We start from the raw sequence: 12,323 nt of genomic DNA, 5'->3' as shown, positions 1-12,323 counted from the left end.
GTATTTACCCATTTTTTTCAGTTTGAAACAAAGAACGCCTTCCATATACAGGCGCCTCGTCCTGAGTTGTCGAAAAAGCTCGCTGAATGCGCACAGTACAGCCTTCCCGCAAACCTGCTCCTGTGAGTAGCTGGTTATCCTCCACTCTGAACCAAAGCCCTTCTGGGAATTTTGCTTCCATAATATATTGCATGCCTTCAGCCGGAGGCTCACCAAAAATACGCACACCCAGCATCAATTTTAAATGTTCCACCGAGTATTCATCAGCCACCTCAATATCAAACCACTCTGTTTCCTGTCGTCCTGAAAGCACGGTCAGGATCATCTGTCATCCCTCCCGATCCTTAATTTATACAGCAATACTCACGCAAAAAGCCTATTTCTACGGAAATATGGCTATCGTAACTGTAGCATCCGTCTATTAGACTGTCAATTTGTTACAAAATACCCACGCTCAAAATAAAACAATGACTTTAGGCATGCTTAAAATTAATGGTAGAGTCATATGAATCAAAAATAGGTATTTACAAAATTTAATTTGCGTGCTTACGTTATTTTGTCGATTAGTTAGAACTAAATTCGATTGTTACCCAAATTGTTGTGAACACTTTGTAAATTTTTCAGACCTTTATGTTTTTATAAGGTGTTTTTAAGGTAATTTTAAGAAACGGGCACTACAATAAAGCCATGAAATAACTCAGGTGAGGTGATTTTTGTGAGAACATTAATTACATTTCAAAACAAACGTATTCCCGTATACTTCAATCAAGAAAATAAGCAACCGGTACAAAAAACCTTAAAACTTCTAAGTAATACTTTGGAGAACAAAATCTCCAGCGGCAAGCGTGCCCTTCAAAAATGTCTTAACTCTTTGATCAGTATAGAGATTGTCGGTTGTGAAGCCATCCTGCATAGCGTTAGTGAAAATGATTCATTGGCATTGTCCCTCTATTAAGAGGGACTTTTTTTGTTTGCATTAGACACAAAAAAGAGAGGGGCATTTCGGCACCCTCTCCATATCAGCGGTTTTGAAACATGCTACATGTGACTTACCGCAGCCTATGCATTTGATCAGACTCTATTTATAGTATTCTGCGATAACCTTTTTTACCGCCTCGTTCCTTATTCTGCGCCTTCTCAATTCGTATTCTAAACAGTTCTAGTAAATTAGCGCGTGTATGCTCTTCCCGGCAGTTGTCCAGCTTTTTTAAGATAAAACGGTCAATGGACATATGACTCAGGCTCCTTTACTGCAAGCTGCCCCTGCTTTTCAAGGGGATGGTCAGGCTATCCATTTTTAACCATTCCGCCTGTTGTTTAAACACGCACGCTCTGACTAGGATAAAGCAGGCAGGATTACATACCCTTTAAATAGGGTAAATACATAAAGTTTCGAAAGTTTTATCAGTATAGCCTGGAAGCTACGGACAAGGAGCGAGCAAAAACCATGAGTAAGCACATGATGACCAAAATAAGTTGGAACCTTTTATGTATGTTCTTCATCCTAATTATGCTGGCTGCATGCAGCAGGGAGAAAGCCTCAACTCGAAGTATGGCCCAACACGAAGCTGAAGCACGTGCCTATACCGTGACAGGTAATCCGAACCAAGCTGCATCATCCCTTGATGAACGAGCTGCCAACGATGCACCTGTCCATCAGCAAGGCAGTAGCTATGTCGAAATATCAGGTGACATAAGTATTGATAAAAATACAGTGAAGGTTACAGGACATTCTAACCTGCCTTCTGGAGCACGGATCAAAGGGAATCTTGCAGTCAAAAACTCTCTGTTAACCGGATACACGGACGAGGCAACTATTCAAAAGGACGGAAGTTTTGTACTCCAAGTGCACCGACCTGGTATACAGGGTAGTATGGATCTGACTGTTCTATTTCGCCCGGATGACCAAGACAAAGAAATACGAAATTTGTATGGTAGTGGTGGCAACAAATTAGAAGGCCCTTATGTATATCAATACGAAGAAAACGAACAACTTTTGCAAGAAATTCGGATAGGTGCTGAGTTTGATCCTGAACAAGATCGACATGTCCCTCTAATCAAGCCTGTCTGGAACAAACCAAAGGACTACGGTAGCCCTCAAGTGTGGATTAAGCCTGATGTGAAGCAGAAAGGAAATTATTATCATGTATATGCACGCAGCAATTTGCTCGAGGGTTCGGACGTCAAGCTCACAATTGATTTTCCGGGACGATGGCAGTTTGGCTACGATGATCAAACCAAGGTCATGCCTGATGGTTCCTTCAGCATGAGGGTCAAAAAGCCGAGCCTTGCCAACCGCTACACCCTGGTCATAAGTTTCGAACCGAACGAAGATATGTGGACCAACGCCAAACAGGCTTACGGTACAAATGGAGAACGTCTTGCGGGATCTTTAGTTAAATCCGCAGACGACAAAGAGGGCTCCAATCGGATTGAAGCCCGTGTCCAAATTCAACCCAAATCGTAACTAGGCAGCCAAAGGAATCCTATATCGTCTAGACGTTATGGCTGTATCGTGACCGGCGTTCCTATACTTACCTTCTCCTGAAGCTCCAGCACATCCTTATTCTGCATTCGAATACAGCCATGTGACACCATCTGGCCAATGGACGATGGCTCATTGGTGCCGTGAATGCCATAATGCGGCTTGGACAGCCCCATCCAGAACGCTCCGAAAGGACCGCCCGGATTGGGCTGTTTGTTAATAATCGTAAACTGCCCATGCGGTGTCTGTGTAGCCACCTTCCCAATACCGACTGGATAACTAAGAACGATCTGACTTCCATCTTTTAAATATAGACGACGATCCGATAAATCCACCACAATGCTGTAGTTCGGCATATGTTCACCCCTTTACACCATATGCCGACTACCACATAGATTTTCTTATTTTTCTACAAATGATGTTACAAAACAGCTCGGCTTACCACTCCACATCACGTCGCCAACCGCTTCGCTGATCCTTACGGCCCGGAGTTGTACTTGAACGGCTATCCTTTCTACGTCGGTCTGCTTCCTTGCGTGCCTGATACTCTAGTTCCCTCTGCATCTTGCGATAATTGTTCACTCTAGATTCTGATAATTCCCCTTTTTGGATAGCTTCCTCCACCGCACAGCCAGCTTCTCCCTTATGCTTACAATCGGCAAAACGACATTGCTGCGCGGTTTCCATAATATCGGCAAAGGTATGAGCTACACCCTTGGAATCATCCCACAGATTAAGCTCGCGCATCCCGGGTGTATCCAGCAAAACAGCTTGCTTTGCAATGGGAAAAAGCTGTCGGTGTGTGGTTGTATGCCTGCCTCGGCTGTCTTCCTCCCTCACATCCTGTGTCAGTTGAACTTCTGCTTCGGAAAGCCAGTTCACTATTGTGGATTTGCCACTACCAGAAGAGCCAGTCAAAGCAACCGTACAGCCAGGTTGAAGAAACGCTTCCAGCTGCTCTCTGCCTTCGTTCTGCAAAGCAGAAATAACGATAACAGGTACTCCAGGAGCAACTCCCTCCGCTTCTGCAACCCGCTGTTCGACATCGTCACAAAGGTCACTCTTACTCAACACGACAACCGGGTTTACGCCGCTATTCCAGGCCATTATTAAATACCGTTCTAATCTGCGCATATTAAAATCATGATTCAACGCATTAACAAGAAAAAGCGTATCTACATTGGTTGCGATGAGTTGCTCTTTCGTCTCAAAGCCCGCGGCCTGTCTAGATATTTGGCTTTTGCGTGGCAAGACAGCATGGATTACTGCATCCGATACTTCGTCCGACGTGGTGATGGCCACCCAATCCCCTACAGCTGGCATTTCCGCTGGATCAACCATAGCATGCCTTAGCTTACCTGAAGCAGCTCCCCAGCGTTCCCCATCCATCGTAATAAGCTTCACCTTTTGCCCATAATCGGCAATCAAGCGGGCAGGACGTATCTGCGTGTTTCCTGCTCTTTCCTCATAGCTTTGCTTCCATTGGTCCCAAAAACCGTTCCAGTAATCAGACCAACCGTAATCGTGTATACTCATTATTTTCCTCCTGAAATTATGTTTAATTTTTCTGGATGTAACGTTACTCGATAGGTGTACATTTTCTCTCCGCAAGCAAACAACGCAAAAAATCCGCAGGGAAACCCCTGCGGAGGGTATACAGTTCAGGCGATGTGATCCGTTCGTTCACATATGCAAGCAGTCTTACATAGACCACTCCCAAAACCAACAAACGGATAACAAAACACTTGACCATAAAAAAATCCGCAGGGAATCACTCCCTGCGGATTTCGTTGGTTCTACTGTCCAACCAACTGCTGAGCTAAGACTATAGATCTATACAGTCTTTAGCCGTGCATCGTCCGTGCGGGAGACAAGTCATTCTGCTGCTGAACCCATCCACTCATGTTCGTACGCATATAACATCGCCTCCTCCTAAAATTTCCTTTATCATACAAGTCCATCAATTGTCTGTCAAGGCTGATTTCAAACATTTTAAACTATTTCAAGTTTCGTTTAACGTACTTGATCCCATCGTGTCCACATTTCACGCGGATTCAATTCGTACATTTCCCGCTCTCTGTACATAAACTGATGCATGATCAGTTCACGCCGAATCGTTGCAAAATCCTCATGGTATTGCTTGATCCATTCGTTTAGTTCACGTTCAGGATAGATGCGGCCTGGCTCCAGCTTTTCGGCGAGCATCTGAAGTACGATCAATTTTTTCTTATACTGGGCAGGAATTTGACGCAACTTGCCGTCCTTGGCAAAAAAATTGCGTAAAACCGTTGCTTCCAACGTTTCATTCAGTTCGGACATATCTTCCTCTTCCTCTCCTTTTTCAAAGATAAAACGCACAGTCGCCTCGGCATGCTGCCGAATCAGCTCTGGATTCAGTGTAAAATACACCGTGTTTTTATCACGTCGTTCCTTAATTAACCCAACCTCACGGAGTTTGGAAGCATGATGCGTAACTGTAGGCTGTGATAGATTCAGCTTTTTCGCCAAAGCTTGGCCATGCATCTCCCCACGGGATAAAAGGAGTAATATTCGCATACGTGTCGGGTCCGCAAGTGCTTTATGATAATTGACCATTTTATCTAGTTGCACTGTAACTGCACCTCTTTTCACTACTACAGGTTTGCTAAGCAAGCGAATTCGCTTAATCTAAATAGATGTTCATCTAATTATATGTATGTTAAAAGTGTCTGTCAATTCTTCCCTCACATTATCTCTTTCTGAAAACGGCTGGATATTATGCACACATTACGGTAGGATTATTATTTGAAAACTTCTCACATACTGTGCTATTTGCATCAATTCTGAGATCCGTTTGACGAAATAAACCAATATAACTGGAGGTTCATCCAAATGCACGACGTAATCATTATCGGTGGCGGACCTTGCGGACTATCCGCTGCAATCGAATGCAGCCGCAGAGGTTTGCGAACGATCATTATTGAAAAAAGCAACATCGTTCACTCCATTTTTCTGTATCCGACAAATATGCAGTTTTTTAGCACCGCCGAACTATTGGAAATCGGTGATGTTCCGTTCAGCACTCCCAATGACAAGCCTTTTCGTCATGAAGCACTAGCGTACTATCGCAAAGTAGCCTCACATTATAACCTGGACATTCAGCATTATGAGGAGGCTCAATCCATTCAGCGGCAGGAAGACGGTACATTTACCGTACATACCCTAAGCAAACGGGAAATATCCAAGAGCTATTCGACACGCTATGTCGTAGTGGCTACGGGATATTTTGATCATCCGAACTATTTAGGCATTCCTGGGGAACAATTGGATAAAGTCACTCACTATTTCAGCGAAGCTCATCCCTATACAGGAACCCGAGTCGCAGTCATCGGCGGCAGCAACTCTGCAGTAGATGCAGCAATGGAATTGGTGCGGGTCGGGGCTACGATTGATATGGTTTATCGTCGCAACGAGTTGTCCCCATATATCAAACCTTGGGTTCGTCCATTGTTCGACAGTATGGTACAAAAAGGAAAGATCACGCTGCACTTAGGCGCACGCATTACCGAAATTCATCCAGACCATGTCATCGTCACTCCGATGAACGCAGAAGCGTTCCAGCTCGAAAACGATTTTGTACTGGCACTAACAGGATTTCACCCAGAACGAAAACTACTGGAGTCTGTCGGCGTCCACATGGCTGAGGACCTGGACAAACCTGAATTTAATCCAACCACGATGGAAACTAACATCCCAGGTATATATGTCGCCGGAGTTATCGCTTCAGGCAGCAATGCCAATGAAGTGTTTATTGAAACAGGGCGCTGGCACGGGCGTCAAATCGCCGAACATATCCAAAGTTAAACGATCGAAGGAGAACAACTGAATGGATTACAGCTCACTTATCTTACTGGTACTAGCCGGCCTTGGAATTATCAGTGGCAACTCAACCGTGACGATTGCTATGGTTGTACTACTACTGCTGCGGGTAACCAGCTTTCATACTGCTTTCCCCTGGCTTGAAAAGTATGGCCTAACGATCGGAATAATTATTTTGACGATAGGGGTCATGACCCCTCTAGCCAGCGGTAAAATCAGCATCAATCAGGTGACAGAGTCCTTCCTGCACTGGAAGTCCCTGCTCGCGATTGGTATCGGAATTCTGGTAGCCTACCTAGGCGGCCGCGGAGTAACTCTGATGTCCGGACAGCCTATTATTGTGACAGGTCTACTGATTGGGACCGTCATTGGCGTTGCCTTCTTTAAAGGGGTTCCGGTTGGACCTCTGATTGCTGCCGGGCTGCTCTCCTTATTAATCGGTCGCTCCTAAATTTCTAGACACAGGATTGAAAAGAGCCGTTCAACAAATATACAAATGAATGATAGCAATCTGCATATCTGGCTGAATTCAGTCCCGCTTTGTGTTATACTCATATCGCATAATTTGGTAAATGCAGGAGGCTTGACCGATGTCTCGACAATTTGTAACGGAAGCTGTAATGGTGGCTATATACGGCCAGTTGCTTACATCTCCCGCCCCTGTGGAATATATAGTGCCCTACACATCACTGCTAGAGCTGTACGAATTCCAGGACAGCACAGAGCCTCTCATGGATAACCCTATGGACGATCAACATGTGAAGCGAAAGGTAAGTGAGCTAATCAGTTATTTTGAAGAACCGTTGAATCAGAAAAAAATTCGGCGTGCCCTTCAGATGCCTTGGGCGAAAAGCTTGCCTATCCTATTCGATGCCAATACATCACTCATTGTCATTAATGCAGTTGATACGGCGCATTACGGAGAATATTTTGATCCGATTGAAACCGAACTGGTGTTGACAGCTCAGCGTGAAGCATTACCCATCCTGACTGATCAATTAGACTGGATCCACCGCATTATCGAAGCTTCCGTACCTGTACATGTGTACGATATTGATGATTTTGATTTTGCAGTCGATGGTCCGATGTTTAACAACCCTTAACATACGACATCCTGCCCTAACCACAATAAAGCGGCGGAGTATCATGTGCAGGTTCATCTCCTGCCATACGATACTCTGCCGCTTTTCATGTCCAAAAACCATTACTGGCACGCTATTTTTAACGTGGAGGCATTAAGCTTGTTCATCCTTTTCATAGGTGTAAATAATGTCGTCATGTTCCTCCAAATACTTCACTTCCAGATGATGGCCTTTCAGATACCAGTAATCCTGATCCTCCATATAAAACGTAATGCCAGCCGCTTCATGCTGTAATGCGGGGTGCTGCGGAGGCTCTACGGCAATTCCCAGAGAAAAGCCTGGATGCAACCCACCGCCGGAACTATAGCGAACAAAAAAACGGATGGAATCTCCACGATTCAAACCAAGCTCCTTAATGTACCACTGTGCCGCAGGTTCAGTTACCTGTATGCTCATGCGTTATGCTCATCTCCTTGTACAATGACGTCCTGTCAACTATATCATAGCATCTTTTGGAATAGCCACCAACCGTCTCTCCCCATGCGGCTTCTTGGACAAGTCATATACATTTTTTTGAAAAAGGTTTGACAATTCGCAAAAGAGGGTGTTAAGATTCAACCATACGAGATCCATTTTGAAATTTATTACCAATTTGAACGATAACTCATGTAAGAATGAACCCATTTTGAGGAAGAAAGGAGTGTTCCCGGTGCTAAAATTTATGATTGTATTTCACCCACATCTACAAACACAACAACTTCATACCGGAGCATCTCCCCTATCGCATCCTTCAGAATTGAGCCATTCCTGTTGTATGGTTTAATACGAGTGGCTGCCTGCGTTTAAGCAGTTTTTCAGTGGCGAGTATGCTGAGAATACCTGCGCGCCATATGATATTGAGATTTAAGGCATATCGTCTGCGGACGGTATGCCTTTTTTGCGCCTGTTGCCGAATTATACTTGTGGCAGCAAGCCGCTGTTGTTTCTTCAAAATGGTACACAACTCTCGAATGAACTTGACATGAAAGGATGGGATTCCTCTTGTTTTCAGTACTCAAAAATTTAGGCTGGTTTTTTAAAAGAGAACGAAGCCGATACTCCATTGGATTGTTTTTGCTGATTGCGGTTGGCGTTTTGGAGCTCGCTCCACCTCGGCTGCTAGGCAGCGCCATTGATGAGATTGTACGTGGATCGATTTCCTGGTCTTCGCTTTGGCGTTATATTTTGTACATCATAGGGATTCTTGCCATCATCTACTACATTACGTACATATGGATGCACAAGCTGTTTGGTGGTGCTAATCTGGTGGAGCGCCTATTGCGCACACGTTTTATGAATCATTTGCTGCGGATGACCCCTCCATTTTTTGAACGCAATCGTACAGGTGATCTGATGGCTCGTGCCACGAACGATCTTCGCTCTGTAGCAAGTACAGCAGGCTTCGGTATGTTGACATTAACAGACTCCACTGTCTACCTTACCGTTGTATTGGTTGCCATGGGCACCCTGATTAGCTGGAAGCTAACACTGGCGGCCATTCTGCCCCTTCCTTTTATTGCGCTGGCCATGAGTATTTACGGTAAAGCCGTACATGAGCGTTACACACTGGCACAGGATGCATTTGGCGATATGAACGACCAGGTGCTGGAGTCGGTGGCAGGTATCCGTGTCATTCGAGCTTATGTGCAAGAACGAATGGACGAAAAACGTTTTGCCGATATTACTGAGGATGTGTTTCGTAAAAACTTGGCAGTTGCGCGGATGGATGCTCTCTTTGAACCAACGATCCGTTTATGTGTAGGACTTAGCTACGTTATCGGTCTCGGGTATGGTATTTATCTGGTATTTCATAACGATATCACGCTAGGCGAACTAGTATCTTTTAACATGTATCTAGGAATGATGATCTGGCCGATGTTTGCTATTGGCGAGCTGATTAACATTATGCAGCGCGGTAGCGCTTCTCTGGACCGGGTCAATGAAACTCTCGACGTCCAGCCAGACGTTCAGAATGTAGCGCAACCTGTTCCAGTGGATCGTCCCGAATCCATCACCATGAAAGACGTGACTTTCCGTTATCCTACCTCCACGGTTGACAATCTGTCACATGTGAACCTGGAGCTCAAACGCGGAGAAACACTAGGTGTCGTTGGTCGAACAGGCAGCGGGAAATCCACTTTGCTCAAACAGCTATTGCATGAATATCCGACTGGCAGTGGTGATATTTTAATTTCCGGCACCCGGCTGGAGGACATTGCAGTAGAACAATTACACAGCTGGATTGGCTACGTGCCGCAAGAACAAATCTTGTTCTCCAAATCGGTGCGCGAGAACATTCAGTTCGGGAAGCCCGGGGCAGATGATGGCGACATCATGGAAGCGATCCGTACGGCTGCCTTTGACCAAGATTTGGGTACCCTGTCCGATGGGCTGGATACACTGGTCGGAGAAAAAGGCATCGCCCTGTCCGGCGGTCAGAAGCAGCGTGTTTCGCTTGCGCGCGCCTTTATCGGTGATCCAGATATTCTAGTGCTCGACGATGCACTGTCAGCAGTAGATGCCCGCACGGAAGCACGTATTATTGACAATATCCGGCATAAACGCTCGGGTAAAACAACCTTGATCTCCACTCACCGTCTATCGGCTGTAGAGCATGCAGACCGGGTCGTCGTGCTGGAGCAAGGACGCATTATTGAGGAAGGAACCCACAACGAGCTGCTTCGGGCTGACGGATGGTACCGACAACAATATGAACGGCAACAAGTGGAATCTGATCTGACCTCAGGGGAGGTATCCTAATGAAACCCAATATCGGCAAAAGACTGTTCCAGTATGCACTGACGAGCAAAGCGGGTTTTATTGCCGCTCTTATCGCCTTGGCTATTGGAGTAGCCGCCGAGCTGGCCGGTCCCTTCATCGCCAAAACGATGATTGACGACCATATGCTCGCTATTGAAAAACCATTTTATGAGACGACTAGTGTGGACGGCGCTGTAAGTTATGCTGGAACCCATTTTAAACGTGAAGATCGCTTTGAAGCCGGGGAGGCCAAAGGACGCGAAGCGAGGATTTTACAAGTTGGCAAATCTTTTGTATTTGTCGATGGCTCTGTCCAAGTAGCGGATGGTAACCGATCCTTTACGAACGGTACGTTGACCGTGACACGCGGCTCCGACACCTTTCATTACAAAGCCAAGGCTTTAACCGCTGATGAGCTGTATAGCTTTTACAAACCAGAAATGCCCGGCATCTTTCAGCTGATTGGGTGGTATTGCTTCTTTTTGGTCGTTTCGATTTTTGCCGAGTTCGGCAAAACATACTGGCTGCAATCCTCGGCGAACAAGGTCATTCAGAAGCTTCGACTTGATCTCTACGCACACATTCAGCGCTTGCCAGTTTACTTTTTTGATAACTTACCCGCAGGCAAGGTCGTATCCCGTGTTACGAATGACACGGAGGCAGTCAAAGATTTGTTTGTGGCTGTACTCTCCAACTTCACTTCAGGGATTGTAACGATGACAGGGGTATATGTTGCACTCTTTTTACTGGACTTCAGACTGGGTCTGATCTCTCTATTTATTGTACCGTTACTGATCTTATGGATCATATTGTACCGCAAGGTTGCAACCCGCTATAACACGATCATTCGGTCCAGACTCAGTGAGATTAATGCGATTATCAATGAATCCATTCAGGGGATGTCCATTATTCGCGTATTCCGGCATCAGAAACAAACACAGCAAGAGTTTGAAGAGTTGAATGATGACTATATGAAGCATCAGAATAAAATGCTGAATTTGAACGCTTTTACTTCGCATAATTTGGTCAACGTATTGAGAAACCTCGCCTTCGCTGTCGTGTTGTGGTATTTTGGATCTGCGGCACTTGGCACTACAGGTAGTGCGATATCATTAGGGGTATTGTATGCCTTCGTCGATGTGTTGGGTCGATTGTTCCAACCTATTACAGGTATGGTCAACCAGCTCGCCGTACTGGATACTTCCATCGTATCCTCAGGACGCGTATTTGAATTAATGGACGAAACTGGAGAGCCGGTGACAGACGGTACTATGCCGCGTTACAAAGGCCAGGTAGAATTTAACGACGTTTCCTTTGCCTACAAAAAGGATGATGTGCTTAAGCATATTTCCTTTACAGCACAGCCTGGTCAAACGGTTGCCCTTGTCGGGCATACCGGATCAGGTAAGAGTTCGATTATCAACCTGCTATTCCGGTTCTATGATCCGCAAAAAGGGACGATCACCATTGACGGAACGCCTGTCAAAAATATTCCTAAGCAATGGCTTCGCCATCATATGGGTATTGTTCTTCAAGATCCATATTTGTTCACAGGTACGGTAGCCTCTAATGTCAGTCTCGGCGACAGCAGAATTACGAGAGAACAGGTGAATAAAGCGCTGCATGACGTTGGAGCCGACAAACTGTTAGCCCATTTGCCCCAAGGATTTGATGAGCCTGTTATTGAAAAAGGCAGTACCTTATCCGCCGGGCAACGCCAGCTTATTTCGTTTGCTCGCGCGTTAGCCTTTGATCCTGCCATTTTAATTCTGGATGAAGCTACCGCCAACATTGATACCGAAACGGAAGCACTCATCCAATCTGCTCTTGAGGTGCTCAAAAAGGGACGTACGACCTTTATCATTGCCCACCGTTTGTCCACCATTCGTAGTGCAGACCAAATTTTGGTGCTGCATCGGGGTGAAATTGTTGAACGGGGTAGCCATGACGAGCTTATGGCCCAAGGCGGACGTTACTTCCAAATGTATCAACTCCAGTCAGGAACGGTTGCAGCAGAATCTGCGTCTTCCTCAGCTACACATCCTGTGCAAAATGACTTGCTTACAGGCAAAGTCGCATTTAAAGCTTAAATAATACTA

The 12,323-nt window shown here is 45.5% G+C and carries 13 protein-coding genes; 7 read left to right on the top strand and 6 right to left on the bottom strand.

The window, feature by feature from the left end; genetic code table 11:
- Positions 1–4: 4 nt before the first annotated feature.
- Positions 5–325, bottom strand: coding sequence for a hypothetical protein (locus EGM68_RS10620; RefSeq protein ID WP_013370783.1), 321 nt, complete (start codon positions 323–325; stop codon positions 5–7).
- Positions 326–715: 390 nt separating this feature from the next.
- Here EGM68_RS10620 and EGM68_RS10615 point away from each other — a divergent pair, with 390 nt between their 5' ends.
- Positions 716–955, top strand: coding sequence for a hypothetical protein (locus EGM68_RS10615; protein ID WP_013370782.1), 240 nt, complete (start codon positions 716–718; stop codon positions 953–955).
- A gap of 127 nt (positions 956–1,082) precedes the next feature.
- On the opposite strand, the gene EGM68_RS25685 is transcribed toward EGM68_RS10615, so the two are convergent.
- Positions 1,083–1,232, bottom strand: coding sequence for a hypothetical protein (locus tag EGM68_RS25685; RefSeq protein ID WP_023988262.1), 150 nt, complete (start codon positions 1,230–1,232; stop codon positions 1,083–1,085).
- A 215-nt stretch (positions 1,233–1,447) separates the two neighbouring features.
- On the opposite strand from EGM68_RS25685, the gene EGM68_RS10610 reads away from it, so the two are divergent.
- The gene (locus EGM68_RS10610) at positions 1,448–2,467 is read left to right on the top strand and encodes a flagellar motor protein MotB (protein WP_240664150.1); all 1,020 of its coding nucleotides are present in this window, start codon (positions 1,448–1,450) and stop codon (positions 2,465–2,467) included.
- A gap of 35 nt (positions 2,468–2,502) precedes the next feature.
- On the opposite strand, the gene EGM68_RS10605 is transcribed toward EGM68_RS10610, so the two are convergent.
- From EGM68_RS10605 to EGM68_RS10595, 3 genes are all read right to left on the bottom strand, one after another.
- A complete protein-coding gene (locus EGM68_RS10605; protein ID WP_013370779.1) occupies positions 2,503–2,841 on the bottom strand; it encodes a L,D-transpeptidase in 339 nt (112 codons plus the stop codon).
- Positions 2,842–2,923: 82 nt separating this feature from the next.
- The gene (gene rsgA / locus EGM68_RS10600; RefSeq protein WP_025679799.1) at positions 2,924–4,021 is read right to left on the bottom strand and encodes a ribosome small subunit-dependent GTPase A; all 1,098 of its coding nucleotides are present in this window, start codon (positions 4,019–4,021) and stop codon (positions 2,924–2,926) included.
- A gap of 477 nt (positions 4,022–4,498) precedes the next feature.
- Positions 4,499–5,095 carry a DUF2087 domain-containing protein gene (locus EGM68_RS10595; protein ID WP_013370777.1) on the bottom strand — a complete coding sequence of 199 codons (597 nt, stop codon included), beginning with the start codon at positions 5,093–5,095 and terminating at the stop codon, positions 4,499–4,501.
- 261 nt (positions 5,096–5,356) lie between these two features.
- Here EGM68_RS10595 and EGM68_RS10590 point away from each other — a divergent pair, with 261 nt between their 5' ends.
- From EGM68_RS10590 to EGM68_RS10580, 3 genes are all read left to right on the top strand, one after another.
- Positions 5,357–6,328, top strand: coding sequence for a YpdA family putative bacillithiol disulfide reductase (locus EGM68_RS10590; RefSeq protein WP_129549127.1), 972 nt, complete (start codon positions 5,357–5,359; stop codon positions 6,326–6,328).
- Between the two features lie 22 nt (positions 6,329–6,350).
- The gene (locus EGM68_RS10585; protein WP_013370775.1) at positions 6,351–6,794 is read left to right on the top strand and encodes a DUF441 domain-containing protein; all 444 of its coding nucleotides are present in this window, start codon (positions 6,351–6,353) and stop codon (positions 6,792–6,794) included.
- A 139-nt stretch (positions 6,795–6,933) separates the two neighbouring features.
- Positions 6,934–7,446, top strand: coding sequence for a hypothetical protein (locus tag EGM68_RS10580; RefSeq protein ID WP_013370774.1), 513 nt, complete (start codon positions 6,934–6,936; stop codon positions 7,444–7,446).
- A 132-nt stretch (positions 7,447–7,578) separates the two neighbouring features.
- Here EGM68_RS10580 and EGM68_RS10575 read toward each other — a convergent pair whose 3' ends face one another.
- Positions 7,579–7,881, bottom strand: a complete 303-nt coding sequence (locus EGM68_RS10575) for a HesB/YadR/YfhF family protein (RefSeq protein ID WP_016821022.1) — start codon at positions 7,879–7,881, stop codon at positions 7,579–7,581.
- 585 nt (positions 7,882–8,466) lie between these two features.
- On the opposite strand from EGM68_RS10575, the gene EGM68_RS10570 reads away from it, so the two are divergent.
- The gene (locus EGM68_RS10570) at positions 8,467–10,224 is read left to right on the top strand and encodes an ABC transporter ATP-binding protein (protein ID WP_129549126.1); all 1,758 of its coding nucleotides are present in this window, start codon (positions 8,467–8,469) and stop codon (positions 10,222–10,224) included.
- Positions 10,224–12,314: an ABC transporter ATP-binding protein gene (locus tag EGM68_RS10565; RefSeq protein WP_129549125.1), complete on the top strand. Its 2,091-nt coding sequence runs from the start codon at positions 10,224–10,226 to the stop codon at positions 12,312–12,314. Before EGM68_RS10570 ends, EGM68_RS10565 begins: the two co-directional genes overlap by 1 nt.
- Positions 12,315–12,323 lie beyond the last annotated feature (9 nt).

It is taken from the genome of Paenibacillus sp. M-152 (assembly GCF_003856555.1).
Taxonomy (GTDB): domain Bacteria; phylum Bacillota; class Bacilli; order Paenibacillales; family Paenibacillaceae; genus Paenibacillus; species Paenibacillus polymyxa_C.
Note: the sequence above shows the minus strand (reverse complement) of the source record. Positions and strands in the feature narration are given on the sequence as shown.

Bases quoted from the DNA above. Each gene is read 5' to 3' on its own strand.
- EGM68_RS10620 (WP_013370783.1), bottom strand. From the start codon at position 325: ATGATCCTGACCGTGCTTTCAGGACGACAGGAAACAGAGTGGTTTGAT.
- EGM68_RS25685 (WP_023988262.1), bottom strand. From the start codon at position 1,232: ATGTCCATTGACCGTTTTATCTTAAAAAAGCTGGACAACTGCCGGGAA.
- EGM68_RS10610 (WP_240664150.1), top strand. From the start codon at position 1,448: ATGAGTAAGCACATGATGACCAAAATAAGTTGGAACCTTTTATGTATG.
- EGM68_RS10605 (WP_013370779.1), bottom strand. From the start codon at position 2,841: ATGCCGAACTACAGCATTGTGGTGGATTTATCGGATCGTCGTCTATAT.
- rsgA (WP_025679799.1), bottom strand. From the start codon at position 4,021: ATGAGTATACACGATTACGGTTGGTCTGATTACTGGAACGGTTTTTGG.
- EGM68_RS10590 (WP_129549127.1), top strand. From the start codon at position 5,357: ATGCACGACGTAATCATTATCGGTGGCGGACCTTGCGGACTATCCGCT.
- EGM68_RS10585 (WP_013370775.1), top strand. From the start codon at position 6,351: ATGGATTACAGCTCACTTATCTTACTGGTACTAGCCGGCCTTGGAATT.
- EGM68_RS10580 (WP_013370774.1), top strand. From the start codon at position 6,934: ATGTCTCGACAATTTGTAACGGAAGCTGTAATGGTGGCTATATACGGC.
- EGM68_RS10575 (WP_016821022.1), bottom strand. From the start codon at position 7,881: ATGAGCATACAGGTAACTGAACCTGCGGCACAGTGGTACATTAAGGAG.
- EGM68_RS10565 (WP_129549125.1), top strand. From the start codon at position 10,224: ATGAAACCCAATATCGGCAAAAGACTGTTCCAGTATGCACTGACGAGC.